The organism is Paenibacillus sp. Soil724D2 (genome assembly GCF_001427935.1).
Classification (GTDB): domain Bacteria; phylum Bacillota; class Bacilli; order Paenibacillales; family NBRC-103111; genus Paenibacillus_E.
The window spans coordinates 1-25,452 of sequence record NZ_LMRY01000019.1 but is presented as its reverse complement, the minus strand read 5'-3'; the positions used below and the strand labels follow the sequence as shown (position 1 = coordinate 25,452).

Genomic DNA, 25,452 nt, shown 5'->3' with positions numbered 1-25,452 from the left:
TTGATCCAAGATTAACTTGTACCGTGCAGCTTAACTATTTTCAAACGCTTTTATAAAATCATTAGGAGATTGTAGACCAGATAAGCTGACCTTCTCGTTGATAACAAAATAAGGCACCCCTCTGATACCTAGCTTCTCCGCATTGCGCTGTGCTAATTCCACCTTTTCGATCCCATCGCCTTTAATAAGCCGCCTTTTGAGCTCACCAGCATCGTCAGTGATCCCGTTTGCTCTTGCTATTTCCACAAGTTCATCCACATTACCGATATCGATCCCATTTTCAAAATAAGCCGTATATATTTTCTCGATCAATTGTTCTTGTAAGTTCTCTGGCGTAATAGCTATTAACTGATGGGATAAGGTAGTATTCGGTGTATATTTCACACTATCCATGTTATATATAAGGTTGAAATGTGCACCGGTTTCATTATACTGCTTCATTCTTGCTTCGAATTGAGGAACCCCGCCTAATCTGCCAATCATAACCTGACGATAATCTTCTCCTTCAGGACGAATACCAGGATTAATCTGAAAAGCATGCCAACGAACAGTTGCCTTAGTGCCTTCTGGCAATTGTTTCAAAGCAGTTCGCAGACTGCTAGTTCCCATACGACACCAGGGACACATCGTATCCATATAAACATCAATGATCAAGTCTTTCATTAGTCCACCACAACTGGCTTTACCGTTTTAATATGATTCACGTAATCGATGCTGCTCTGTGCTAATCGTTCATCCGTAACGATAGAAGTGTCGTTCAGTGAAAAGTGAGGCAGATAAGAGGCACTAATAAAATGAGCAAGTGCTTCTATAGGTCGTAATATTTCTCGAAGGGTAAAGCGATTGAACCCAGTTGCTTGATACGACTCTTCCGTACCATAGGTCGAGATCGCAACACCGATTTCTTTACCCGCTGTTTTTGTGCCATCCGGACCATAAGCCCAGCCGTATAGCAAGACAGAATCAAACCATTTTTTGAGTAATGGCGGTGTGCTGTACCAATAAAGCGGATATTGAAAAATAATCCGGTCGTGCGCTTCAATCAATTGCTGCTCTCTAGCAACATCAATATTTTCGTCTGGGTACACTTTATATAATTCATGAATCGTGATATCGTCATGCTTTTGCAATTCCTCCACCCATGCTTTATTCCAGTTGGATGCGTCGATGTTCGGGTGAGTAACGATTACTAAAGTTTTCATTTTATTTGCTCCATTTCATTATTGTTTTTAGAAATCATTTTTAATTTACAAACAGGTTCCTGTATGATTTTCATTTGTTAGCGAAAAATGATACGTTTTGCATAAATATACTTTCTTGCTTCTTAACTAAGGGTCCATCAAGTTCTGAGATTCGTTTTACTTCAATCCATTCAGGATCGTTGCGGAAACGATCATAGTTAAGGTTACGCATTTCCATATTGGCATGCTCAACAACATAATAAAGACGGTTATTCGCTTCATCTGAATCTTCCCAGAAATGCGTCACTTTCATACCATGATTCATAAATAATTGAATAACATGATCTCTGAACCTGTCTTGGATAACCTTCATCTTACCTGGATTTACATCATATACTCGCAGCTCATATAGCATCTCTTTCCTCCTCCATTTATAAAAAAATGTTTGTTTACTACTTAACTTTGCCAGTAATATCAAAGTGTTAGTGAGGCGAATAGCTCAGCTCCAGCCATTTTCAGTATTTGTCCGTATTCCAAAGATTACTTACGGCTTACCACTGTCCGGCATTTTGACCGCCATCGACATGAAGAATCTCTCCAGTCACGAATTGTGCGGATTCTAGATACACAATGGCGTTAACGATATCCTGAGCCTCGCCCATTCGGCTCATTGGGTGCAATTTAGCCAAAAAGTCGTGTGTCTCTACCGAATGCATTGGCGTTTTGGTGATGCCTGGCGCGACTGCGTTCACGCGAATACCCTTGTCCGCATACTCGATCGCCAGCGATTTTGTTGCCGCGTTCAAGCCTCCTTTGGTCAGTGCGGCAAGTACGGATGGTACGGCTTTAAGGGGCTGCTCTGTGGTTCCACTTGCCGTGATGTTGACGATGTGGCCGGAACCCGCCTTCAACATCTCGCTCACCGCACGCTGAGTAACTTGGAAAAATCCTGCCATATTGATGGACAGTACCGATTCAAAATCCGCTTCAGTGTAGTCTGTGAATGGTTTCGCTATAAAAATGCCGGCATTGTTCACCAGCGTGTCAATACGTCCAAAGCGCGAAAGTGCTTCGCCGATTAAGCGTTCTGCTACTTGGGGATCTGAGATGTCGCCGGCAACATAAGCTACATGCGCGCCTGTCGAATCGATTTCATTTGCAGCATCAACCAACGCTTGTTCGCGGCGGCCATTGATGACTACATTGGCTCCTTGTTTCACCAGTTCAATTGCTGCTGCTTTTCCAATACCGCTGCTTCCACCTGTAATCACTACTACTTTATCTTGAATATTCATTTCACCATTCTCCTTTGTTATCTACCTATTAATAGGTAGTTTGTATTTAAAAAAATATCAGATCTTCTAATCTGCTCATTCAATATACAATGATTCTATTATCCTGCATAATACAGAATAATGATGTCGGGCATCTCAAATACAGATATCTAAACCTTCACATACATATGTCATTCAAAAATTGTTTTACTTCACAGCTTTCTTATAGGTTGTACTATAGTCGCGGCGAGACGAACAATTTGATATACTTAATCTCACAAGTGAAATATATTTCTTTTCAATGGAGGCTTCACATGTCTAATTCCAGTATGTTTACCATGGCGATGTACCGCCCCCATCCGGGTAAAGAAGGCGAACTAGCCGAGATTGTCAAAGGACACGTCCCGAATCACGGATTTTACGCCAGTAACGCTGCAGTCTGTAGACGGTACGCTGATTGAAATATTCGAATGGTTGTCCGAGGAAGCCAAGGACAAAGCGCATACATCTCCGAAAGTATGGCCGATATGGGAAAACATGATGAAAGTTGCCGAGTTGGTAAGCCTTTCATCGTTGCCTGAAGCGGACAAGCCGTTTCCGAATTTCAAAAGAGTCACCCTATAACCAGCAATGTTGCGTAAGAAACCTTCATGATAACTTGGAGGTTTTTTTGTATGAGCAAAACAGTACGCCCCGTTTGAAACTTGCAAGATTGAAAATGGTGAGTTGTGGAGGAATATTCGTCCAATCTATCGGAGGAATGAATCATACATTGAATAAGATGATTCATTAGTCGAAAGGTGGGAGTTACCGGTGGAAGACAATCAGGCGTTAGGGAATTCTGGACAAAAAGTCGAACATACGCTTTACAATCTGACTAAAGATATGTATTTGGAACTCCTAAAAAAAGCGATTTTATTTGAGATCTGGCATGAAGATGCCGAACGATATCAGCCTTTGACACCGGATATACAACTTCATCTTCCTGCTGAATTAATGATTCAACTGCGTGCCCAGGATTTGGAGGTTGTTAAACGTTTTCATCCCAACCGTGATGTGCGCCGTATTGGTTTTGACTGGCCTCCTGTCGCTCATAGCATGATCGGCAGAGTTCGCATGGAAAATTTGCAGCAATGCATGCAGACCGTATTGAATGACAATATAGAGGGCGATTTTGTAGAAACCGGGGTCTGGAGAGGCGGAGCTTGCATTTTTATGCGAGGTTTTCTCAAAGTTAACGGGATCCAGGATAGAAGTGTGTGGGTGGTCGACTCTTTCGAAGGATTGCCCAGACCGGAATGTGCGCAAGATAGCGGCGATATTCACCATACTTTTGATTTTTTGAAAGTTTCTTTGGAAGAGGTAACAGAAAATTTTCGAAAATATGATCTCTTGGATGGTCAAGTCCGATTTCTAAAGGGGTGGTTTAAAGACACTTTACCTTCCGCTCCGATTAATAAGATAGCGGTGTTGAGATTTGACGGAGATATGTACGGTTCGACCATGGATTGCTTGTATAATCTGTACCCGAGAGTATCCAAAGGCGGATTTATTATCATTGATGACTATTGTCTGCCGAATTGCGCTGCCGCTGTCAACAACTTCAGAAATATACACGGAATTAATGACCCGATGTATTTGATTGAAGGATGCGGCTGTTATTGGCGGAAAATGGAATAGACGCGGCAAGGGTAACAATTATGTCAGAACAGGATCTGCTCCGAGAAGCCAAATAAGTTTACTGGCAAAATTCACATGACTAACTCCAACAATGAGAAAAACCCCCATTGTTGCTAAACATAGCAATTTTACCATAAATGGTTACTATCCGCATAGTTTCCCGTAACCTAAACAGGCTGCCAATAATGCTGGCAGCCTGTTGTCATGGCACTATCGTTTTCCGTAAGATCAAAAGACTACTCTTGAGACTCTTTCTTTTTCTAAGAATCATTACCATTTTTAGAATTATTCAGATAAGATCCCCCAAAATCTACCCCGAATGGGGGATTGTTATTAATTACTGTTCCGATAGAATTAATCTAATCAGGATACATAACGTATGAACAATCAATCGAAATGATCCGACATTGATTGATTAGTAGGAGGCGAAAAAATTGTGCACATCTGATCAAATGAAATTCGTTGTACAACTCTCTAATGGAAAAATCATTAGTCAACCCATGCCGTACAAGGATGCCCAACAAGTATTTATTAATTTGTTCGATCAAGTGAGTGGAATATTTCTCGTTACCTATGATCCGAGTAAAGATGAAACCCAATATTAATAGAGGTGACTAGAAGATTAGCGAAAAAACAACCCCCACCGATATCGGATATCGCGGGGGTTGTTTTTTTGCTTTTTCGTATAAAAAGTGATGGATTAATCCTGAATAACGGTAATGTTAGATTCGCCGCCTGAATAGATTCGGTTTGTTCGCGGGTTTAGCACCGTGGCACCTGATCTCTTGGTGAGGCGAAGAATTGCGATACGCTTCAGAGTGCTGCCGTTATAGACATTAAGCGGAGATGCTCCGGTCTCCCGAAACTCCGAAATGAATAAATGGTTCGTACGCGGGTTGATCAGCATATTTGTTGAAGAAGGAATAGTTAAGGTTCTGATCACACGATCAAGTCTGCCATCAATGACAAACAACCGCCCCTTTATTGATATTTGCGCGCTTGATACATAGATTCGGTTCGTCACAGGGTTAAGTGTAATTTCACTTTGAAGTCTGCCGAGTTGTATATTGTGTATTCGATTCGTTCGCAGGTCCAATACAGAACAGAATCGGCTTAGGTTGTTTGCAATATAAAGGCGGTTTGTCCTCGTATTTAAGGCGGGAGCTATGACTGGATTTCGCCCCACTTTGACAGATGTCAGAATGTTATTCGTACTTCCGTCAATAACTGATACTGTATCTTTGCTGGTGTTCGTCACATAAATTCGGTTCGTTCTTTCATCAATTGTAATTTCTGAAGGACGTCCAATAAAAGGGATTCTTTGTTGGATCTTGTTGGTACTCCCGTTTAGAACTGCAACATCGGCCTTTTTAGACGATAAGGATATGGTCGCTATATAGATCAGATTCGTTCGGGAATTAAGCGCGATTTCATCACAGCGTTCTCCCACTTTTACTGTTGTGATGATCCGATTCGTGCGGCCGTTAATAACGGAAACAGTACCATCAAAGAAGTTAACAAGATAAATACGGTTCGTTCTCGTATTGACTGCCATTTGGAAAGGCAATTGTCCCGTTTTCAATGTTGCTATGATTTTGTTTGTGTTCCCATCCAGAACACTCAAATCGTTTTCGCCTTGTAAAAAGTACACGCGATTCGTCACTGGATTAACGACGATGTTGGAGACCGGGCTTTTTACAGGAATAGTTGCTATTATGCGGGGTGTTAGCTTATAGACTCGAGGCTTCAAGACGTGCCAAGACTTTCGCTTCATTCTGTCTCCCCTTCCAGCAGGCCGATGCTTCATTCAGTATATTCATACTGTTCTGAAAGGGAACTATTTGGCAACGTATCCACAAGAAAGGCCGCCCATTATGGAAATAAGCAAAAAGGCCGCCCACTCAAGCTTATGAACTTGTTTGGGGGCAGCCCTTATTTTATTATTCAAATATCGTGACAGCAATGTTTTAAAAAATATGCACCGCAGCTTGATTGGAGATGATGGATATTTCACCCAATGCGGCGGTGTGAATTAGTCGCAACACTCGAAGAACCTACAACCGTCTCCTATTTATTTCCCTTTGCTCACCCAGAACGTGATGCGGTCGCCATTTTTGACGACAGTGCCGGGAGTTAGGTCTTGCTTAAACACGACTCCCTTAACCGCGGCAACATTCGATTCCAGGAAAAACTGGTATCGAAGCCCGGAGGCAATTGCCATCTTCTCGGCATCCTCCCTTGTATAAGTGACCAAATCAGGAACGACGCCCGCCTTGGCTTGTACTTCGTCATTGACTGCCGGCTGAACTTCGGCGTCAATAGGCGTCCGCGTCGGCGCACCTGTTTGAGCCGGCATCCCGGATGCCGATGCTGCAGGCTTAGAAGCCTCGGTACGATTCATTGATGTCTTTGTAGAAGCGGGCGTCGGAATTGTCTGCGGCTTAGGGTCTGGACTCAGTGACAGCCAGAGCAGTAGAACGAATACTCCGAAGACGGCCGTAGAAAGCAGATGCCACTTGCGCAGCTGAATCGATTCGCGGAACAGCTCGCTGAGTTTCGTTATTTTGCGGTCAGTAGCCTTAATTATGCGCGCCTGAAGCTCCCTGGGCTCATGCTCCTCTGCCTTTTGCTTCTCAGCCCTCCGCACCCCGGTTTTAGGCGCTACAAACTCATGTACGGTGGTTTTCCGCTTCCGTCCGTTTGATGACTTCATATCTTTAGCCGGTAATGCCGATGTAAGAAGTTGCGTCTTCCTCTCGTTTTTGATACCGAGTATTACTTCCAGTTCCTGTTGAAAATCAGCAAGCGTGCATGTCCCTTCATACGCCTTGCAGGCCAAATCTACGGCACGTTCCCGAGTTTCATCCGAGAAATCCGCAAACGACCGATTCAGATCGAATGCGTATGCACGAATAGAGGATGTCGGAATATCCGTTTTGGCACACAGCTGGTACAGAAGCAAAGCCAGCCCCGGCACACCGCGTCGTCCGTTCTTCCCTTCCGTCCAATAATTCATGATTCGCAACCGGCCATTATCTTCAATCCATAAATTTTCCGCGTCAACCGAACATTCAAGCAGTCGATTGAGGCGAGTTTCTCTAATGCCCTTGGCCAGCTCGTACACATACGTAAGCGCCTTGTGACCCGTAATCTCCAAGACACTCAGTCGATCAGACAAAGGACTTCCCGTTAACGCTTGAACAATAGCGAACAACGTTCCGTCTTCTGAACCTGCGTCGAGAATATGCATGAAGTGCTCGTCGGACAACTGGGATGCTTTTCTCATCCATCCTAAGGTTTCCTGATGCGCTGATTCGTCTGTCTCTTGGCAAGTATATAGAAGAACATCGCGTTTGAAGGTCAGATCCATCCCACTTATCCACAACCCGTTCGCCATCCTCTTGAGCGGTTGATTGAGCGTATAGCGGTTTCCGATGATAACCATTGGCGTCCCCCCCTTATACGCATAGTTATTCGCTTATCATCTATATTTTACGTCACTACTGGTTGTAATTCCCAAAATCGTTAGTGATTAATAACCCCTTCGTGCACGTATTAACATTCCCCTTCTTGGAAATATATAGTTCATGAATCTTTTTTTCATTAGGTGATATTTTTGAAATGAGGTAGCCAAATGTTTAATCAAGTTATTCAATGGTTTGTTTTTGTTGTTTCTTTAATTATTTTACTCATAATCTTAAAGAAATCACTTATCAGAGATTCTTTAATCGTATATCTAATTACCGTATTTTTTAGCAGTTTTATTCCCGTAATTCTAATTGAACAGCATTATTATGAACATCCCGTCCGATTTCTCAGTCAATACTTCTCATCAGCGGTTTTGTTCGATTATCTTGCATTTCCAACGTTAAATGTTCTTTTCAACCTAACAACGAAACAATCGAAGCTTGTCGGGGTATTGGCACAGGCTGTTTTGTATAGTGCTCTAATGACAACAGTGGAGTTCATTTTAGAAAGATATACCGAATTAATTAAGTACTATACTTGGACCTGGATGCACTCTTTTGTAACCTTAATTGCATTTTTTTTGATCGTGAGACTGTTAATCTCCCTTATCCGAACAGCGGACGAAAGAGAAAGAAGTAGAGTTGGTTGAATCAGCGGTGTATGACAAGTAATATCTAATTCACCAACCATTAATTGATTCACATTTTCAAATTGTATTAAATACCGTATTTGAACTTTACTCATTTATGTTTAAATAACTTCATCTTTTGGTACTTCATCAGCTGTTTAAGTCAACGAGTATGTTTTGCATCTACTCCGTTATTAAGGTTGCTAACATCCCTACATGGAGTCACCCAGTATGAACATCTAAATGATCAACCAATGTTTTGGCTTCCCTACGCATTAACATGATCATCAAAACGATGCTTACGATGGAAGATATGATAATCAAGATGAAAGGCAGCCTGGGATCGATGGTATACGTCCACCCCCCGATTATGCCAGATGGAGAGATGCATAGTAAGACAAGAACTTGCAGAATCGAAAACATTTTGGCACGTTGTTCGTCATCTATGGAATTTGCTACAACCGCCTCCAGATAGGGACTTGAAATAATGCTGCCAGCAGCGGCAAGCATTGTACTGATTATCACCTGAGTAATTTGCCCAGGGGCAACGGCAATTAATATAATTTTTGACACGATTGCAAGTGAAAATCCCCATATCATGTAACCTTGTGCCTTATTCTCTTTTAAGCGCGGAACAACGAGGAACATTAATGCGAGCATTGCTAAGGAAGATACCGCTGGAAATATTGAAATGAGTGCGTCGCTAATATTCAAAGCTTCAACAAGATAAATCGAGAGATATGTATTTTGCAAAGTTACTTGAAAGTTAAAGGAAATGTATACACCAAAGACAATCATCAACGCCCGGTTTGACAGGATGGTCTTAACTGTATCGATATAAGCTTGAAAGGTGTCCTTCAGATTATAAGATGCGCTCTCTTTTCTTTTTCGGATTCCAATCTCCGTCTCATGAGTGGCGAAGTTTCGGGCGAAGAACATCACCGTTAAGCTAACGCAGAAAATGGCGTACATCATGCGCATTGCAGGGATAAGTGTGAAATGATTAACCATCAGTCCACCTAGCGGAGCGAACAATCCCCCGATCACCCCGATGAGTTGCAGAATTCTAAATACATTAGATCGATCATTTTGAGCGGTATCTTCCACCAACAAACAGTACCATGCTGTATTGGGTACCCTAAGGAAACTGTTAAATACCGCGGCAATCAGAAAATACCAGAAATTTTGCGATACAGCCCAGATAAGTGCGGCGGCACTCCAACTTACAAGATCGTAATAGAGAAGCGCCCGGCGCCTACCCATCCGGTCCGTAAGGTATCCACTGATGAAAGAAGTAAAGATCTGCATAATCAGTCCCACCGAAGTAATTAAACCGATTTGTCTCTCACTGACTCCCAATTGAAACATATATACTGTCGCATACGTTGTAAGCATACTGTACGGTAAAATAAACATCGGTTCATATATTAAGCAGCCTCTAGCGTTCCCTTGGATTTTCTTAAACACACGAATCCTCCTAAACATTGCCTAAAATAGACGCTATGTATAAACTACAGAATGAGATATTTCATCACGAACAAATTCATAGGCTTTCTTCCGTTTCTACCAAATAATCTTCTAGGAAATTCGATTCAGTTATTAAAATCATCCCTAACACCCTCTTCTCTACACTTATTAAGCCACATGAACTCACTCCATTGTTAATTTCATTTTCCTTCCTCCGGTAATTTCGAAATTATTATTTTCGTAAAACGATACAGCTCTATCGAACTCTGGAAGAGCATATAGAGAGTAACTTTCACACAAAGATAAAAAGCCAATAGTTTGCTCGTTAATTTCATCAATTGCCTTAAATACTTTATAAATTCCTGACTCCAGATAATGTTTACATCTATCCATTGTACCTGAGACAATAAATAAATCTGGTGAGTTATTATTATTATACAATCACTTCCAGCATTCCCACAAAAATAATAAACGTTCACCCAATAGAGTGAACGCTACTAATTATGATACAAAATAAATGACGAATGTTTCGCTCCAACTTGATTTCACTAAAAGTATCTCAACTATTTTTGCAAAGAAAACAATTTGCGCACTTGCTCATTCCTCAACCAAAGGCCTCCCCAAACCAACACTGCAAGATAACAGGGAAAAAGGATCGTAGAAAAAAGTGGGGCATCTAGTCGAACCTGTGTCGCAATCACACCGCCAAAATATCCGGTCAACATTATTGCACCTAAGATCGTTGTACGAGGTAATGCATATAGAATAGTAGAAAGAAGTCCGAGTATGCCAATCAAAAAAATATGATGTTCCTGGTAACCAAGTGATACGGTAGAATCAACAACAAACGCAGGTTTAAATAATTTCATGATACTGTCAAGCAGCATAAACAAAATCGCTATTCCGCTCATCACTCTTGCCGTCCATAGTCGGCCTTTAGAAATTGTTCTTGTCATCGTCCATCTCTCCTTTTAACTGACTCACTATTGATTACAAAACTATAGAAACACAAAATTGTCCTTCTATGAATACAACGAGTGAACAATGGTGAAATCGACAAAGGAAGAAAATACTTTTTTTATATTGTTTTTTAGCTTGTGAGGCCGAGAACCTAGTCCCACACCTTTGGACGTTCAATTCCTGCTGTTCTCATATAATCCAATAGTTGACCAGTGTGAACAGATTCGTGGTAAGCAATTCTCATCAACATATCTCCTAAAGTTCGAACATACCCCACATCGCTTCGATTAATCTCTACATTGGATAGATCTTCTTCAGAAAACGATTTAACCGTATTTATAAATTGGTTTCTATATGTTTGAGCAAAAGTTAGCTCATCTTTAACTGTTGTAAATATCCGCTTTTCAAATGGTGAATCGTAAGAACTCAAGCTTCCTTTATTAAGCAATGCAAGGTGATAATAATGCTCACTGTCCAAAACATGACGGATCTTATCTTTAATACTCAAAGCGTTGAGGTCTGGTTTCCATTCTAGACTTTTCTCAGGAATACTTTCCCACACTTTTATACTTCTACGTCGAACTTCTTCAAAATTCAATAATATTACTTCTATAGCGTTCATGAGTATCATTCCTTTCTGATTTCAGTGACTTTTATCATTCTATCAGAACGTACGTTCTAAATATAGTCCCTTTTTGGTACTTGCCCACTAAATACTAAAAAATAGTCGGTACCATTCCCCCATCCATACGGATTGGAGAACCTTTAAATGCGGATGCATAAGGACTACATACAAATGCAGTTAGTCTACCTATTTCAATAGGCTTGATAAATCGCTGTATTTCAGATTGAGGCAGGTTTGTAGTCATAAATTCTTTCTCTTTTTCTGAAAAAGTCATATCTTCATTAGGGTACATACCCGCAATTATTTGATGCACATTTTCAGAAAGTGTTGGTCCAGGCATGATCGTATTGACTGTAACTTCTGTTCCTATTGTTAATTTAGATAAGCTTTTTGACAAAGATAATAGCATTGATTTTGTCATACAATACTGAGGCATTAGTCCTGAAGGCATAATTGCTTCTTCACTCGCAATAAAGATAATGCGGCCATAATCATTTTTCAACATTTTAGGTAAATAAAATTTAGATAATCCATTTGCAGAAAGAACATTAGTACGGAAGTATTTTTCCCATACTTCATCGTCAACGTCATCATATTGCTTAATTTCATAAATACCCATATTGTTAACTAAAATATCAATATTGGGGTATTTATCAAATAAAGCTTCTCTTTGCCCAATATCCACAATATCGGCTGTTGCATTTTGAGGAGAAGTAGCCGGGAAATCTGACTTCATTTCATTTACAGTTCGTTCCACCTCTTCATAATTTCGTCCATTAATTAGTACATGAACACCTTCTTTGGCAAGTTCAATGGCAATTGCTTTACCTATCCCTTTCGTTGATCCTGTAACTAAGGCTGTTTTATTGTTTAATCCCATATCCATCATAAATTTCTCCTTTTAATTTAAACTTCTTTAATATCGAGCGAGGGGTCTGCCAGGTACTCTCGTGCTTGCTCATGTCTAGCTTGTGTCAACAGATGCTTGAAGCTCGTGTTTTCGTCAGTAAGCCGGCGCTGCAAGGTACGATCGCTCATACTGAGCTCCTTTGCGACAGCCTGAATGTCGGGGCGCCCTCCTGTGAGGCTGCGTTTCATGATCCATTTGACCATCTCGGGTAATGAGCGGCTGCGCTGCTGTTCATCGAGCGATCGGTCCAGAACGGGAGTCAGGATCTCCAGCAACTCTTCATTGTACGAGACAAAGGGGCGGTCCAAATCGCTTCGATGTAGCGTCAACCGGTTACAATTTGCACCAATCCGGACACGGCATCCGAAATAATCTTCAAGGGCTTGTACATCTCCCATTGCGTGCGAAAATTCGACGAACCGCGCCGTCAAAGGTTGACCTGTGCCCCGGCGGCCAAGCTCCAGAAGAAATGCCAGCGTGATACCAACAAGCAACGACGGAACGGGTTGCTCAGTATTCAGCCATTCCAGTTCGATTATACAGTGCTCTCCCTCCTCGGTAATACGTAAGCTTTCGGGGGGACACAGTTGTTTATACCGAGCCATTCGGTTTATAGCGTCGCGGTAGTCACGAGCGTGGTAAGTCGCTAAGACGGTCGGTGGGTACTTCGCTGTTTCAAAGACGGTCGCAAGCTTGATGATTCCTTTGGCAGTATCACCAATGAGATCGGAATAAGCCTGCCAGATCGCGAAATATTGGGCAGTGGTGACTACTGGTTCAGTAATAATGGTGAGCGGCAGTCGTGCTTTGCGAGCTACGTCGTGGGCGGCAATCCCTATTTGACGCAATCCTGCCCAAAATCCTGGCGGGATTTTAATACGGTCAGATGTATGAGACTTCATACATACAGGCCTCCTTTAGCTACTTACATATTCATATATTCTCCATTAGCTCAACAAAATTCGTTAATGTACATGTTTTCGATACTTTGCCTTTTCATAACCGCAATAAATGTGAATGTATAATAGTTCCTTCCACTCCACATTATAAGAGTACACCAAAAAAAGGAGTGATTTTTTCCATGGCAAACAATAACACATTAGTTGTTCCTCAAGCAAGAGCGGCTTTAAATCAAATGAAATTTGAAGTAGCTCAACAATTAGGAATACCTCTACAACCAGATGGTTACAATGGAAATCTCGCTACACGCGACGCAGGCTCTATCGGTGGCGGTATTACAAAAAGATTGGTACAAATGGCTGAACAACAACTGCAAGGCTTTCAACGTTAATTCTTTGATGTAGGATCAAGTGCAAAAAGACTCCAATCACCTATCCTCCTACTGGTGAATGTAGTCTTTTTTATGTTGATCAAAATCTATATTATCATCATTACTCTCCAATGAAATCGGGATTAATAACCTAATGTCAATTCGACCACTGACTAGTGAGTGCAGCAGGTTTAAGCTTTGATTATTCCCAGTATTCTTTCATAAGGTCTGATACCCAGTATGGTTGCTTGATCTCTCCTTTCGGGGCAAATTCCTTCATTACAGGCTTCAAGTCCAACACGGGTGTCCCGTTTATTGCATCAAGACCTTTTATGTAAATATTTTTTCCCTCGCGCTTTAAAACCTCTACTGTAGTTAACCCCAGTTTGTTCGGCCTATTTTTACCCCGCTGTGCAAAAATCCCTACTTTAGGGTACTCTTTATTATTCCGAGGGTGTCTGGCATCGAATTGAATATTATCATCTTTCACTTGATTAAAATAGAAAATGACTTCTAGATGGGAAAAATCCTCGATCCCCTTTACGCTTTCTTCGCTAAATTCGCTTGTGAGTTCAATAGTGGATACAACATTGCCCCAATAATCATCTTCTATTACTTCTCTACTGTTTCTGATATATGCAATGGGTGTAACGCTGAACATAAGTTCCCTCCTAATATACTGGATAATTTACTTGTGATTATTAAAACTTAATAGTTTTATACCTTTAAAACAACTCCAATGTTAATCTTCTTTTTACACTAAGAAATAGATTTAGAAACAATAAACGCCTCGTTTTAAGAGGCATTCTTATTTATTGATTACTTATAATATGAGGTTGTTAGTGGTATAAAAACACCAGTTTCTGCTGTATCCTTGTCGGTTGCATAGAGCACAGTAACTTCATCTAGTCCTGCGATATTAGCTTCTATTACTTTCAAACCATCATTAACCGTTACAGTATCTTGTTTTAATAATCTTGAGTCTCTATCTATAATTTTAATATCGACATCAGTTCCAATAGCAGCTACTTGCAAGTAAAGGGATTGGAACTTTTTCTTAGGTTTCAACGTGAAGTTAGAGTCTGATGTCCCTATCTGTCTAATAACTTCGATATAATCCTTGCTTTTGTATTGTGTTAATTTAGGATCTTTGACAGCTTGATAAAAGACTTGATCGGCGTTAATAGGAGTGCCCTCAACTTTTTCACCAAATAATACGCTGCTAGTTGCAGCATCATAATCGACAGCGACATTTAAAGAATTTGCAATGGCTCTGGCTGGTAAGTATGTGTTTCCGTTAAAGGTAATAGGAGTAACTACATTTCCATCTGCATCTAACAATTGTACCTGTTTCCCATTTACTTTTACTTTTAGGTCATTGTTTAAATAAGCTTGGATTTCCTCCAAATTTGCACCTGCATAAACACCTGCGCTAGTACTGAGTAGAAGGGAAGCTCCAATAAGAGTTATAATCGATTTTTTCAAGTTGATTTCAATCCTCCTTAATTTTCAACATAATGAAGACACCATTTGATAATACCACAATTTTCCATAAACATGAACGATAGCTTTAGCTTGCTCATAAAGTTATTTCCTACCACTCATAACTGCCCTCCCACACCCCATTCATCTTGACGCTGCTTCTGGAGATGCCTTCTTTGTGGAAGCCGGATTAAACTCACCGAAAAAACTTTTGTTTTATAAAATAAAATTTCACATATGTTATTGAATGTTGAAATATTATTTTGTATGCTAAAAGCAGCCGAAATTTTTTATAACATTTGCCAAGAGAAAGGAAGAAAGGAGGCCAGCGTTTATTCGGCTTTCATGTAAGCGAATACATTCCGAGAAGGAAGTGAATCCCATTGAAGAAATCTTTTCAAAGCGGTGCAGCATCAATCCCTTTTACCATGGCCTTATTATTGTTCTTGAGCACAATCATGTTTAGTGTACCTATTGCTAGCGCGGACACGGAAGCTGCTTTGAGCGCAGATGTGCAGGCGTTAGCCGGCGTGCAGGCTGCCGTCGGTGTGGAAGGCTTTGAGCAAACGGCTAATCTCTTCTCTTCCTCGGCGAGGGCGACGGCAAGCATCGGTCTTATCAGCCGACCGGAAACGATTTATTACGGCTATCATACTGTAAAATTGTCCTACGATTTTACAGGCACGACCGGAACGTCGGCGGCTTACGTCAACTTCAAGGATGCGGACGGCACAACAGGCAGAACGCTGCAGGGACTTCCGAAGAGACTCGGCCTCTGGGTGTACGGCGACGGCAATAACCATTGGCTGCGCGTTCAAGTCAAAGATTCGGCGGGAACTGTCTCCGCGCTTGACTTCACCACCAGCAATGGACTGAACTGGACCGGCTGGAAGTACATCACAGTATCCGTTCCGAGCTCGTTGAGAGCTCCGATTAAGCTGAATCAAATCTATGTCGCGGAGACAAAAGATAACAACAAAAACAAAGGTGCGCTTTATTTGGACCAGTTGACGGCGTTTTACACAGATTCGACCGTTTATGGGCTCGATTTGGTAGATCTACCTTTTCTTCAGGTTGGGGAATCGAAGAAGGCGCAAGTATTCGCGACTTACCAGAACGCAGTGGAGCCTGTCCCTGTTACAAGCGGGCTATCCTTCCGCAGTAGCAACGAGCAGGTCGCAATAGTCGACACAAACGGCACAGTCCGGGCACTGCAGCCAGGCACAGCCACGATCTATGCCTCCTATGGGACGGCTCCTGAAGCATCTTATGTGCTGACCGTCTCAACGAGCACAGCCGTGCCTTCTAGATTAGAGCAATCTTCCTTAGAGAAGCTGGAATCGGGCTCTACGAACAAAATACGCCTGTACGCAGTGTACACGGACATGACCGAACCCGTTAGCGTACTGAGCGGAGCAACGTTTGAAAGCAGTGCTCCTGATGTTGCAACCGTCGATGCCGATGGCGTGGTGAAAGCCGTAAAACCCGGAACGACAACGATCACAATGTCCTATAAAGGCGTCTCAACGGCTTATACGCTGAATGTAAACGCCCCTGTACCGGTATTGCAGAGCATCAAGCTTACCGAGCTCCATACGATGACGGTTAGCGATACCTTACAGGCGAAGGTGCTTGGCACCTACACATGGCTTCCGGAGCAAGTCGAACTGATTAGAGGCGTTACGTATACGAGCAGCAACCCGGCGGTCGCTGCGGTGAGTGCAAGCGGTGTTGTCACGGCGCTGAATTTCGGCACCTCCCGGATTACCGCAACGTATGGCGGGAAAACAAGCGATTTCTACTTGGTGGTGAACAAAGTGGCCGCCTTTCCAAAGTCCGAGCTCAGAGCAGCATGGATCGCTACAGTCGATAATATAGACTGGCCGGACAAAGGTGTAACGGACCCGGAGCAGCAAAAGCGCGATTTCACAAAGCTGCTGGAGCCCCTGCAAACTACGGGTATCAACGCAGTCATCGTGCAGGTAAAGCCGACTGCGGATTCCTTTTACCCTTCCCAATTCGGTCCTTGGTCGGAATGGCTGACGGGCGTGCAAGGAAAAGATCCCGGCTATAACCCGCTTGCGTTCATGTTGGAGGAAGTGCACAAGCGAAATATGGAGTTCCACGCTTGGTTCAATCCGTACCGGATCAGCCTGCAGGACCGTTTAGACAATCTGGTGCCGGATCACCCTGCACGCCAGCATCCGGACTGGGTCGTTTCGTATGGCGGGAAGTTATATTTCAACCCGGGAATTCCGGAAGCGAAGCAGTTCATCATGGACGGCATTATGGAAGTCGTGAAAAATTACGATATCGACGCGGTTCATTTTGACGATTATTTCTATCCGTACCCGGTCAGCGGTGTCGACTTCCCCGACCAGGAGGCTTTCCAGAAATACGGCGCGGGCTTTGCAAACAAGGCGGACTGGAGACGTAACAACGTCAATTCGTTCGTACAGGAGATAGGCGCCAGAATCAAGCGGGAGAAAAGCTATGTCAAATTCGGTATCAGTCCGTTCGGCATCTGGAAAAATAAAGGCGAAGATCCAGCAGGTTCCGATACGAATGGTCTCAGCAGCTACGACGCCATCTATGCGGACTCCAAAAAATGGGTTGATCAGCAGTGGATCGATTACATCACACCGCAAATCTATTGGTACATGGGCTATTCGCCGGCCGCGTACGACAAGCTGATCGAATGGTGGAACGGCGCGGTTGCCGGTAAAAACGTTCACCTTTACAGCGGCCAGGCCACCTACCGCATCGGCTCAAATGATCCGGGTTGGCTGAACCCGAACGAAATGCCGGACCAAGTAAGCTATAATCGCAATTTCGGCAACGTCAAAGGAAGCATCTTCTTCAGTGCCAAATGGCTGCCGGCGAATCCGCTGGGCTTTACGGACCGGTTAAAAACCGATCTCTACCGCTACCCGGCACTTGTCCCTGCGATGCCTTGGCTCGACCATCAAGCGCCAAGCTCCCCTGTTCTCGCTTCCGCCATCAGTAAACCATCCGGCGTTGAGCTGACTTGGGCGAATGGTACAGCAGACGCGGCCTACTATGTCGTTTACCGTTTCGAGGGCGATACGGCAGGAAGCTTGCAGGATGCGTCGAAGATCGTCGCTACCGTCCGCAAGCAGGAGGGCTCGAAGGGATCATTCGTCGACCGGACTGCCGTTGACGGTGCGCGGTATACTTATGTCATTACCGCTGTGGACCGAATCCACAACGAAAGTGCGGCGAGCAACGCGATTGCGATAACGAACGTACTTGATGTGACAGCACCTGTGACGACGGCAACCGGTGAAGGAACGATGCGTAACGGCTGGTACGTTTCGGAGGCGACGGTGAAGCTTACGGCGACGGACGACCTGACCGGCGTCAGTTCAACGCAATACAGTACCGACAACGGCGCAAGCTGGCAGCCGTACGGCGGGCCTGTTACCGTTGGGGCAGACGGCGTGACCACCCTTCTTTACCGATCCGAGGATGCCGCCGGCAACGTGGAAATAGCGAAAAACATGGAAATTCGCATCGACCGTTCAGCCCCAGTGATTCAAATAGGCGGCGGGTCCACTTTCTCCGTAGACCAAACCGTTCAAATAAAATGTACCGCTTCCGATACGGTTTCGGGCCTCGTCTATAATCCGTGCACCGCACTCCTTGTCGATGCTCCGGCCTATGAGCTCGGTCTTGGCTCGCACGTCGTAACCATCGACGTTCAGGATGCCGCCGGCAACGCAGCATCTGCATCGTTTACATACACGGTGCAGACGACCGTTAGTTCCCTTGCGAACGTAACCCGTGCATTTGTGACAGGACCGGGAGCAGAAGGTGTTACGAACTCGCTTGTGAAAAAGCTTGAGCACAGTAATTACGATGCTTTTATCAATGAAGTGCAAGCGCAAACCGACAAAAGCCTGACGAACCACCAGGCTGACGTCTTGATCCGTTTGGCTGCGTCTCTGCAATAAATCGTAATATAGTTAAAAAATTCCCTTGTTCCGGTCGGAACAAGGGAATTTAATATTCGACATTGTATGTTAATGTTAAGATAGTCTCATCCTAAAAAAACTGCCAAACTTGGGAATGGTGAAAATATGACAAGAAACGAATTGAGCAAAATAATTAAACGGCGTGAAGAAGGGCGAGCCAAGCAAGATCAAGCGATCTTAAGAGAGGTTCGCGAGCAGTTATTAGCATTACTTTCCGATTACCCGGATGATGCGGAAATCAACTACCAAACCGGAATAGTGCATGACAATTCCGGCCTTGGACGTGAGGCTATTCCATACTATGAGCGGGCTCTTAAGTTGGGGCTATCTGGTCCTGACCTAGAAAGATGCCTAATGGGTCTGGGGAGTACATACCGCTACTTGGGGTACTACAAAGAAGCAGTTGAGACGTTGCGCAGAGGCGTTAGGGAATTTCCAGAAAATCGGGCAATTCAAGTATTTCTCGCCATGGCTCTGTACAATAGCCAAAACTACAAAGAAAGTGTTGAACTGCTGATCACCAATTTAATGGAAACTACCTCAGACGAAAAGCTTCATTATTTTAAACGAGGGATAATGGCTTACAACGAAGACCTTGATGAAACTGCCGGATAAGCATAACATTATTGTTTAGAGTGATTACCACTGAATATTGCCATACAAATAAGCAGCTTCTTCACAGAGGCTGCTTTTAATTTGGAACCGGAGAAATCCCTTTTATTGGTCGCTCTCATGCACCTTTCAGGTAATCGGTGAGAACTTCATCGATTATACGCCTTGCGACGCCAGCGAACACTGGGTTGGTGTCCTGGTAGTAAGGGAGGGCAATCAATCCCATTGACAGCGCATAACCGCGACCACGAGCCCAGGTTGCGTCATCAGGCCGCAGCTCTCTACGGAATATTACCCGTGTTTCTGCGTTAAGGATGCTCCATGCAAACAGCATGTCCCATGCGGGATCACCCAAACCCATACATCCAAAGTCGATAACGGTACTTATCCGCCCTTGTTCGATCAACAAGTTTCCTGCATGGATGTCTCCGTGAATCCAGACTGCCGGCCCATCCCACTCTGGCGCTTTCAAGGCTGCTTCCCACGCTAAGGTTGCCGTATCTTGATCGATCATGTCTTGCAGTTCTGCGATTGCTTTGCGGACGACGTTATCTCTCTTTTCCAGCGACATGCCTCGGGAAGATGCTGGGGGCGTAACATCGGCGAGATCGATCCGCTGCATGGCTGCTACGAATTGAGCCATCACGGTCGCCGCTTGGCCTAGATCGTCGATGCGACCGATGATCGCGTCCTCGCCATTGAACCACCGATACACAGCCCATTGCCAAGGATAGCCCTCGGCGGGCACTCCTATCGCGAGTGGGGAAGGAATGGCAAGGGGTAGATGTGGTGCAAGTTTTGGCAACCACAACTGTTCCCTCTCAGCCTGTCCAGTGGCCCCCTCAATGCGAGGCATTCGTACGGCCATATCCTCCCCGAGCCGGAAAATCGCGTTATCCGTCCCGCTTGAATTAACCCGTTTGAGCGGTAACTCTGCCCATTGCGGAAATTGCGCAGCGAGTAACCGCTTAACGAGTGATGCGTCAATCTCCAACTCGTTGTCATGCATCCTGTTAGTGTTTATCTGCGAAGTGGATATGTCTGAATCCGTTTCAGCAGTTAATTCGTCCAATGTGATGCCTATTACCCGTGCGATTTGAACCATTTGCTCCGGCGACAAGTCATTTTCTCCGTTAAGAATTTTCCCCATCAATGAATTGCTCGCTCCAATCTCGTTAGTAAGCCATTGAATCGACTTTTCATTTTGCTCTAACCACGTCTTCACTTGATTCATCATTAGAATAGTACCTCCTATAATTATGTATATCATCATTGTATGTACAATCTCTTTAATGTTTTCATATATCCACTCGTTCTCATATAGGATAAGTTAATTGTATGGGTGTGTTTTACTTTCGACAAGGCAAGTTTCGTTAATACAATTTAAATAGGTTATTGACATCGTACATTGACATCGCCCAATCACAAGAATCTTATTAAAAAACGACGTCTCCACAACCTGCAATGTAATAATGTGTTTGTTCCTACAGAATTCAAAAAAGACGCTTTTTCAGCGCCTTTTAAAGTACCATTGTAGTCGAGTACTACCTTGCCGTTCCTAATTTGTGGCATCGATGATGAGGTCAAAATGTTGCAAATTCCTATAGCTTATCGCTAAGCTTTCGAACGGATCTCGGCGGCTTTGATCCTGCTCCACGACAAGTCACTGAGTCCCAACTGCCTCCGCTACCTTCGAAATCTTCGTGAAATTCAGAATACCTTCGCCGTTCTCCGCAAAAAATTGCTCCTCGCCCGCTTGACGGGGATTGAGCCCCTGACCTCATCGCTTCCGGCGATGCACTCTCCCGACTGAACGGATTCCCCTCGAAATTCTTAATCATTTAGAAAAGTTTTCTCGACCAGCACGTCTCTCAATGAGACAGCGGTCAGGTTTATATTTGCAAAACCAGTTTTCCAACCGTGTTCTTTTCTTCCAATAGAGCAAGTGCTTCTGCGGCATTTTCCAAAGGATACACGCCTTGAATCTCCGCATGTATTTCTTTTCTTGCCAGCATTCCTAACGCTTCTCGGGCTGCTTTCCCTGTCTCCACAGGATTACTGTCGCTGTATCCGCCTAATGTAAAACCAGCAAACTGTTTGTTGGAAAACCAAATTTGATTATAAGAATGCATAACATCCTCTTCTCCGCTTGCGTTTCCAACTACAACCAGCTGCCCTAACGGACGAAGCACCTCTAAGCTTTGTTTGCGCATATTCCCTCCGACAGGATCAAAGACAGCATGAACACCTTTTCGTCCGGTTGCTCGTAGGGTTTGCTCCACAAAATCGGAACGAATAAATAATTCGTCGTACCCGAGGGATTCGGCCAACTTTACTTTCTCAGCACTTCCGACGGTTCCGAGTACCTTGCCTGCTCCCAGACGATTCGCCATTTGCCCCAGAAAACTGCCCAGCCCGCCAACCGCTGCATGAACGAGTATGTTGTCACCCGTTTTCATTCGATAAACATCTTTTATAGCCAAATAAGCGGTTGTCAGATTTACAATGGAAGCTGCAGCTGTCGCTAAGTCGAGGTCAGCTCCTAATTGATCTAACGGAACCGTCAGATCTGGCCGTACATTCGCCATTGATGCAAAGCCGTTAAGATCATGCAGTGTCATCGAGGCAACGGGTTGACCAATGTAGAAGCCCTCTACTCCTTCTCCAATGGCGCGTACATATCCCGACACTTCCAAACCTGGAGTAAGCGGCATCGGAAAAGCGGTAATGAATTCGCCACGACTAAGCAAAACTTCGAAATAACCTACTCCAGCATAAGCAACGTCAATGGTCAGCATACCGGGGGCCGGTTGCAGATCAGGCTTCTCTCGCAGCTGCAAATTTGCAGGTCCTTCTGGTCGGTCAATTATGATAGCTTTCAATTTGTGAAACCTCCTTGATTGAGAATAAGTCTATTATATTCGACGACCAAGGAGGCAACCTGTTTGCAGTTATACAGGTATCCAGACTAACAGGCTTATTTGCGAATATGTACTAATTTTTGCTCAGTGTCGGTACCTGCAATGGGTGTAAATACACAGCAGTGTAGGTTTTCGTTGCCGTTAATATTAGAAAAGGTGTTTAATTGAAAGTTTAATCTCCCTGCGACGAGATGATCAAACGTATAAAGTATAGCTTTCTTAATATGCACATCATGCAAACGCCATAACGTTAGAAACTCCTCGCTTTCCTCGCACATCCGCCGCACGAAATCTTCATACCAAAGATCGCCGGCCTTTTGGTCAAAATACATACGAAATACCCCTATCGTATAATCAGCAAATTCCTTCCAGTTTGCCAACTGCTTTCGCAGGTTTGGATCGGTAAATACCAACCGTGACATCACGCGATTCTCTGCGGGAATCGCATGGAAATCCGCAATGATTTCAGAAGCCATCTGATTGAAGGCCAACACCTCAGTTCGATTATTTGCGATGATTGCAGGATAGCTCAATTGGTCGATAATGTTCTGAAGCCCTGGATCTACTTCCTTAGCGTTCGGGTAAGGTTCCCCCTCACCGCTATAATTTGCCAAACGAAGCAAATGAAGATGTTCTTCTGAAGATAGTTGTAAAGCTTTACCTACGCTCTCGATCACTTCTCTTGAGGCGGTGACGGCCCTGCCTTGTTCCAGCCAGGTATACCAGGTGATGCTTACACCCGCAAGATGAGCAACCTCTTCTCTGCGTAATCCCGGCGTTCTTCTTGTTCCAAAGCGACCGACAGTGCTGACATGATCCGGCTTGATCCGTTCCCGGCGGGATTTTAAAAAGTCTCCGAGTATATTGATTTTCGGGTTTTCTGAAGACATTCCACAACCTCTTTCTTCGCAATCAATTCAAGTTATTTCTATTATACAGATATAAATAAAAAACGACATCTCTGCCGTTTGATTGTTGATATGTCCTCACTTTCCGTATCAGCGATTTCGTACCTGTTCGTTAAACAGGTTTATTCCAAGCCTTCTTCACTTGATTAATTTCGACAAATCCGCTATTTTTTTATTCTCCAGATACTGCTCCATCTGACGTTCGGCGTCGATCACAACCTGCTGGATCAGACATTCACTTCCGTGATTCAGGCTGCATTCGAACAAGGAAGCGGTCCCTTCAATCGCATGGATGATATCGAGAAAGGAGATATCTTCCTGTTTCCGTCTGAGGCGATATCCACCGTTTGCGCCGGGCGTGGACTGAATCAATCCTGCCTTGACAAGCTTGGTCATCATCTTGGACAAATAGGTCTGCGAAACGCCCAATTTTTCAGCAAGCAATTGCACGCCAACAGGCTTATCAGGAGCTGCCGTTACCAAATAAAGCATTGCATGAAGCGCATAGTCGGTCGCCTGAGAATATTTCATTCAGCACCTCCATTAACGATTTTACGAATCCATAATAACTCTAATTTTTCTAAAAGACAAGCATTAATCCCATACAATCGTTCATCTGCGATAAATCATTCAGCATGGCAAATCCATCCCGCAAAAAGTCCAGTAGAATAAACATGGGTTATATTCGTAAAGCCGGAGTCTGTGTCTTGAAGTTCGCCATCGTCGCGGTTTCCGTACGCGTTAACGAGTACGAATTCTTCTTGACGTAGCACGTAAGATGATTCCGGTGACAAGCCTTGGTTGCCAAAGTTTTTGATATAAGCATCAGTCTTAGCGTCAAGAATCGCAATATGTTTAACTTTTTCTGTAGTTAGTTGATTCCCTATTGACAATACACAGGGTATAAATTATGATATTTAATAAATGAACGATTCATTCATTAATCGAGAGGTGGAATATAAATGACGAAAATGATAACGAATAGTAAATGGACAGTACAAGGCAAATATGTAGTAATTACTGGGGCAACAAGCGGTATTGGATTGGCCGCGGCCAAAGAGCTCGCAGCTCGGGGGGCAAACTTAGGAATCGTAGCTCGTAATCAAGCTAAAGCAAATGAAGTAGCGGCCCAAATAATGGCATCTACCGGTGGAAAAACCACTGTGGACGTATTCTTGGCTGATATGGCTTCACAAAAGTCTATACGTCAAGTAGCGGCTGATATTTTGGCCAAATGCCCGAAAGTGGACGTTCTGGTCAATAATGCCGGCGCTTTGTTCGAAACGAGGCAATTAACCGACGATGGTATGGAGATGACTTGGGCTGTAAACCATCTGGCGCCTTTCCTTCTGACTACACTTCTCCTTGATCGCATGAAGGAAAGCGAGCATGCCCGAGTTATCACAACTGCATCTCATGGTCACAAGATGGCCAAGAAGGGTATCAACTTTGATGATCTCACTGCGGAACACCTTTATAGCTTTCCCCACAATTTTATTGGTGGTCCTACATTTCGCTACGCTGAGACTAAGCTCGCCAATATCCAGTTCACCGCTGAATTGGCTAGGCGGCTAGAGGGGACCGGAGTCAGCGCCTACTGCTTTGATCCAGGTCTAGTTTCTACGAACTTCAATCAGAACAACGGACTTTTAGCCCGTATGACGATGGCCGTGATGAAAATGTTCTCTCGCAGTCCGGAGAAAGGTGCCGAAACTTTGGTGTGGTTAGCAGACTCGGACGAAATGACTGGTCATAATGGTTATTACTACACCGACATGCAAACAACAATTCCGTCTGATCCCGCTCAGAACCTGGACACCACAAAACGATTATGGATGGTAAGCGAAGAACAGATCGGAATTCGTAGTCTCTAACAGATGCCTTCCCCCTCCATTCAGCAACATTCCCACGAATTACCTGATACGTTGTATCATTCATATCCGTTGAAGCATCCTACCCCATACATGAACTAGAGTAAAGGGCTGAATATTCAGCCCCTCCTCATCAAACCGTACATGAAGTTTTCCCTCATACGGCTTTCCGATGTTCTTCAATCATGAGCATGCGGATT

Annotated in this window: 25 protein-coding genes; 8 read left to right on the top strand and 17 right to left on the bottom strand. The window is 43.9% G+C overall.

From position 1 onward, the window contains the following. Window positions 1-30: 30 nt before the first annotated feature. The 4 genes from ASG85_RS17505 to ASG85_RS17490 all read right to left on the bottom strand — a co-directional run bounded on the left by ASG85_RS17505 (window position 31) and on the right by ASG85_RS17490 (window position 2,476). Window positions 31-663, bottom strand: a complete 633-nt coding sequence (locus ASG85_RS17505; RefSeq protein ID WP_060647249.1) for a DsbA family oxidoreductase — start codon at window positions 661-663, stop codon at window positions 31-33. After that, entirely contained in the window at window positions 663-1,202 is a 540-nt protein-coding gene (locus ASG85_RS17500; RefSeq protein WP_060647248.1) for an NAD(P)H-dependent oxidoreductase, read from the bottom strand. Before ASG85_RS17500 ends, ASG85_RS17505 begins: the two co-directional genes overlap by 1 nt. 70 nt (window positions 1,203-1,272) lie before the next feature. Further along, window positions 1,273-1,596 (bottom strand): NIPSNAP family protein, encoded by a 324-nt coding sequence (locus tag ASG85_RS17495; protein ID WP_060647247.1) that lies wholly within the window; start codon window positions 1,594-1,596, stop codon window positions 1,273-1,275. Between the two features lie 136 nt (window positions 1,597-1,732). Further along, the gene (locus ASG85_RS17490) at window positions 1,733-2,476 is read right to left on the bottom strand and encodes an SDR family NAD(P)-dependent oxidoreductase (protein ID WP_060647246.1); all 744 of its coding nucleotides are present in this window, start codon (window positions 2,474-2,476) and stop codon (window positions 1,733-1,735) included. Window positions 2,477-2,842: 366 nt separating this feature from the next. Between ASG85_RS17490 and ASG85_RS17485 the strand changes: the two genes are divergently transcribed. From ASG85_RS17485 to ASG85_RS37955, 3 genes are all read left to right on the top strand, one after another. Further along, the gene (locus ASG85_RS17485; protein WP_235550157.1) at window positions 2,843-3,079 is read left to right on the top strand and encodes a hypothetical protein; all 237 of its coding nucleotides are present in this window, start codon (window positions 2,843-2,845) and stop codon (window positions 3,077-3,079) included. A gap of 261 nt (window positions 3,080-3,340) precedes the next feature. Then, window positions 3,341-4,135, top strand: a complete 795-nt coding sequence (locus tag ASG85_RS17480) for a TylF/MycF family methyltransferase (protein ID WP_060647330.1) — start codon at window positions 3,341-3,343, stop codon at window positions 4,133-4,135. Window positions 4,136-4,569: 434 nt separating this feature from the next. Next, window positions 4,570-4,740: a hypothetical protein gene (locus ASG85_RS37955; RefSeq protein ID WP_156396655.1), complete on the top strand. Its 171-nt coding sequence runs from the start codon at window positions 4,570-4,572 to the stop codon at window positions 4,738-4,740. Between the two features lie 95 nt (window positions 4,741-4,835). Here ASG85_RS37955 and ASG85_RS17475 read toward each other — a convergent pair whose 3' ends face one another. After that, entirely contained in the window at window positions 4,836-5,909 is a 1,074-nt protein-coding gene (locus tag ASG85_RS17475) for a YncE family protein (RefSeq protein ID WP_060647244.1), read from the bottom strand. 297 nt (window positions 5,910-6,206) lie between these two features. Beyond that, complete coding sequence (locus ASG85_RS17470) at window positions 6,207-7,580, bottom strand: Stk1 family PASTA domain-containing Ser/Thr kinase (RefSeq protein WP_060647242.1); 1,374 nt, start codon at window positions 7,578-7,580, stop codon at window positions 6,207-6,209. 189 nt (window positions 7,581-7,769) lie between these two features. On the opposite strand from ASG85_RS17470, the gene ASG85_RS39905 reads away from it, so the two are divergent. Further along, window positions 7,770-8,252, top strand: coding sequence for a CBO0543 family protein (locus ASG85_RS39905; protein ID WP_057302201.1), 483 nt, complete (start codon window positions 7,770-7,772; stop codon window positions 8,250-8,252). Window positions 8,253-8,453: 201 nt separating this feature from the next. On the opposite strand, the gene ASG85_RS17460 is transcribed toward ASG85_RS39905, so the two are convergent. The 5 genes from ASG85_RS17460 to ASG85_RS17435 all read right to left on the bottom strand — a co-directional run bounded on the left by ASG85_RS17460 (window position 8,454) and on the right by ASG85_RS17435 (window position 13,095). After that, complete coding sequence (locus ASG85_RS17460; protein WP_235550156.1) at window positions 8,454-9,698, bottom strand: MFS transporter; 1,245 nt, start codon at window positions 9,696-9,698, stop codon at window positions 8,454-8,456. 563 nt (window positions 9,699-10,261) lie between these two features. Then, complete coding sequence (locus ASG85_RS17450; RefSeq protein WP_057302204.1) at window positions 10,262-10,654, bottom strand: DoxX family protein; 393 nt, start codon at window positions 10,652-10,654, stop codon at window positions 10,262-10,264. Window positions 10,655-10,809: 155 nt separating this feature from the next. Then, entirely contained in the window at window positions 10,810-11,280 is a 471-nt protein-coding gene (locus ASG85_RS17445) for a DinB family protein (protein WP_057302205.1), read from the bottom strand. 94 nt (window positions 11,281-11,374) lie between these two features. Continuing rightward, entirely contained in the window at window positions 11,375-12,169 is a 795-nt protein-coding gene (locus tag ASG85_RS17440) for an SDR family NAD(P)-dependent oxidoreductase (protein ID WP_057302206.1), read from the bottom strand. A 20-nt stretch (window positions 12,170-12,189) separates the two neighbouring features. After that, a complete protein-coding gene (locus tag ASG85_RS17435) occupies window positions 12,190-13,095 on the bottom strand; it encodes an AraC family transcriptional regulator ligand-binding domain-containing protein (RefSeq protein ID WP_082588130.1) in 906 nt (301 codons plus the stop codon). Between the two features lie 179 nt (window positions 13,096-13,274). On the opposite strand from ASG85_RS17435, the gene ASG85_RS17430 reads away from it, so the two are divergent. Further along, the gene (locus tag ASG85_RS17430; protein ID WP_057302207.1) at window positions 13,275-13,484 is read left to right on the top strand and encodes an alpha/beta-type small acid-soluble spore protein; all 210 of its coding nucleotides are present in this window, start codon (window positions 13,275-13,277) and stop codon (window positions 13,482-13,484) included. Between the two features lie 181 nt (window positions 13,485-13,665). On the opposite strand, the gene tsaA is transcribed toward ASG85_RS17430, so the two are convergent. Both tsaA and ASG85_RS17420 read right to left on the bottom strand, forming a co-directional pair. After that, complete coding sequence (gene tsaA / locus ASG85_RS17425; protein WP_057302208.1) at window positions 13,666-14,124, bottom strand: tRNA (N6-threonylcarbamoyladenosine(37)-N6)-methyltransferase TrmO; 459 nt, start codon at window positions 14,122-14,124, stop codon at window positions 13,666-13,668. A 158-nt stretch (window positions 14,125-14,282) separates the two neighbouring features. After that, window positions 14,283-14,948, bottom strand: a complete 666-nt coding sequence (locus tag ASG85_RS17420) for a stalk domain-containing protein (RefSeq protein ID WP_235550155.1) — start codon at window positions 14,946-14,948, stop codon at window positions 14,283-14,285. Window positions 14,949-15,328: 380 nt separating this feature from the next. Here ASG85_RS17420 and ASG85_RS17415 point away from each other — a divergent pair, with 380 nt between their 5' ends. Both ASG85_RS17415 and ASG85_RS17410 read left to right on the top strand, forming a co-directional pair. Further along, a complete protein-coding gene (locus tag ASG85_RS17415; RefSeq protein ID WP_060647236.1) occupies window positions 15,329-18,919 on the top strand; it encodes a family 10 glycosylhydrolase in 3,591 nt (1,196 codons plus the stop codon). A gap of 126 nt (window positions 18,920-19,045) precedes the next feature. Beyond that, on the top strand, window positions 19,046-19,555 hold the full coding sequence (locus ASG85_RS17410) for a tetratricopeptide repeat protein (protein WP_060647234.1): 510 nt from the start codon (window positions 19,046-19,048) through the stop codon (window positions 19,553-19,555). A gap of 115 nt (window positions 19,556-19,670) precedes the next feature. Here the strand turns inward: ASG85_RS17410 and ASG85_RS17405 are convergent, their stop codons facing one another. The 4 genes from ASG85_RS17405 to ASG85_RS17390 form a co-directional block, all read right to left on the bottom strand. Then, window positions 19,671-20,789, bottom strand: a complete 1,119-nt coding sequence (locus tag ASG85_RS17405; protein ID WP_200961687.1) for a phosphotransferase — start codon at window positions 20,787-20,789, stop codon at window positions 19,671-19,673. A 655-nt stretch (window positions 20,790-21,444) separates the two neighbouring features. Further along, entirely contained in the window at window positions 21,445-22,434 is a 990-nt protein-coding gene (locus ASG85_RS17400) for a quinone oxidoreductase family protein (protein WP_060647232.1), read from the bottom strand. A 95-nt stretch (window positions 22,435-22,529) separates the two neighbouring features. After that, window positions 22,530-23,363 carry a helix-turn-helix transcriptional regulator gene (locus ASG85_RS17395; protein ID WP_060647229.1) on the bottom strand — a complete coding sequence of 278 codons (834 nt, stop codon included), beginning with the start codon at window positions 23,361-23,363 and terminating at the stop codon, window positions 22,530-22,532. Between the two features lie 156 nt (window positions 23,364-23,519). Next, window positions 23,520-23,912 (bottom strand): RrF2 family transcriptional regulator, encoded by a 393-nt coding sequence (locus tag ASG85_RS17390; protein WP_057302213.1) that lies wholly within the window; start codon window positions 23,910-23,912, stop codon window positions 23,520-23,522. Window positions 23,913-24,343: 431 nt separating this feature from the next. On the opposite strand from ASG85_RS17390, the gene ASG85_RS17385 reads away from it, so the two are divergent. After that, a complete protein-coding gene (locus tag ASG85_RS17385) occupies window positions 24,344-25,255 on the top strand; it encodes an SDR family oxidoreductase (RefSeq protein WP_060647227.1) in 912 nt (303 codons plus the stop codon). The last annotated feature ends 197 nt before the right edge of the window (window positions 25,256-25,452 follow it).

What these genes read in the sequence shown, in the direction of transcription:
- ASG85_RS17500 (WP_060647248.1), bottom strand. Translation starts at nt 1,202, where the DNA reads ATGAAAACTTTAGTAATCGTTACTCACCCGAACATCGACGCATCCAAC.
- ASG85_RS17395 (WP_060647229.1), bottom strand. Translation starts at nt 23,363, where the DNA reads ATGTCTTCAGAAAACCCGAAAATCAATATACTCGGAGACTTTTTAAAA.
- ASG85_RS17410 (WP_060647234.1), top strand. Translation starts at nt 19,046, where the DNA reads ATGACAAGAAACGAATTGAGCAAAATAATTAAACGGCGTGAAGAAGGG.
- tsaA (WP_057302208.1), bottom strand. Translation starts at nt 14,124, where the DNA reads ATGTTCAGCGTTACACCCATTGCATATATCAGAAACAGTAGAGAAGTA.
- ASG85_RS39905 (WP_057302201.1), top strand. Translation starts at nt 7,770, where the DNA reads ATGTTTAATCAAGTTATTCAATGGTTTGTTTTTGTTGTTTCTTTAATT.
- ASG85_RS17505 (WP_060647249.1), bottom strand. Translation starts at nt 663, where the DNA reads ATGAAAGACTTGATCATTGATGTTTATATGGATACGATGTGTCCCTGG.
- ASG85_RS17495 (WP_060647247.1), bottom strand. Translation starts at nt 1,596, where the DNA reads ATGCTATATGAGCTGCGAGTATATGATGTAAATCCAGGTAAGATGAAG.
- ASG85_RS17440 (WP_057302206.1), bottom strand. Translation starts at nt 12,169, where the DNA reads ATGGATATGGGATTAAACAATAAAACAGCCTTAGTTACAGGATCAACG.
- ASG85_RS17390 (WP_057302213.1), bottom strand. Translation starts at nt 23,912, where the DNA reads ATGAAATATTCTCAGGCGACCGACTATGCGCTTCATGCAATGCTTTAT.
- ASG85_RS17435 (WP_082588130.1), bottom strand. Translation starts at nt 13,095, where the DNA reads ATGAAGTCTCATACATCTGACCGTATTAAAATCCCGCCAGGATTTTGG.
- ASG85_RS17430 (WP_057302207.1), top strand. Translation starts at nt 13,275, where the DNA reads ATGGCAAACAATAACACATTAGTTGTTCCTCAAGCAAGAGCGGCTTTA.
- ASG85_RS17490 (WP_060647246.1), bottom strand. Translation starts at nt 2,476, where the DNA reads ATGAATATTCAAGATAAAGTAGTAGTGATTACAGGTGGAAGCAGCGGT.
- ASG85_RS17385 (WP_060647227.1), top strand. Translation starts at nt 24,344, where the DNA reads ATGACGAAAATGATAACGAATAGTAAATGGACAGTACAAGGCAAATAT.
- ASG85_RS17475 (WP_060647244.1), bottom strand. Translation starts at nt 5,909, where the DNA reads ATGAAGCGAAAGTCTTGGCACGTCTTGAAGCCTCGAGTCTATAAGCTA.
- ASG85_RS17445 (WP_057302205.1), bottom strand. Translation starts at nt 11,280, where the DNA reads ATGAACGCTATAGAAGTAATATTATTGAATTTTGAAGAAGTTCGACGT.
- ASG85_RS17405 (WP_200961687.1), bottom strand. Translation starts at nt 20,789, where the DNA reads ATGATGAATCAAGTGAAGACGTGGTTAGAGCAAAATGAAAAGTCGATT.
- ASG85_RS17480 (WP_060647330.1), top strand. Translation starts at nt 3,341, where the DNA reads ATGTATTTGGAACTCCTAAAAAAAGCGATTTTATTTGAGATCTGGCAT.
- ASG85_RS17470 (WP_060647242.1), bottom strand. Translation starts at nt 7,580, where the DNA reads ATGGTTATCATCGGAAACCGCTATACGCTCAATCAACCGCTCAAGAGG.
- ASG85_RS17450 (WP_057302204.1), bottom strand. Translation starts at nt 10,654, where the DNA reads ATGACAAGAACAATTTCTAAAGGCCGACTATGGACGGCAAGAGTGATG.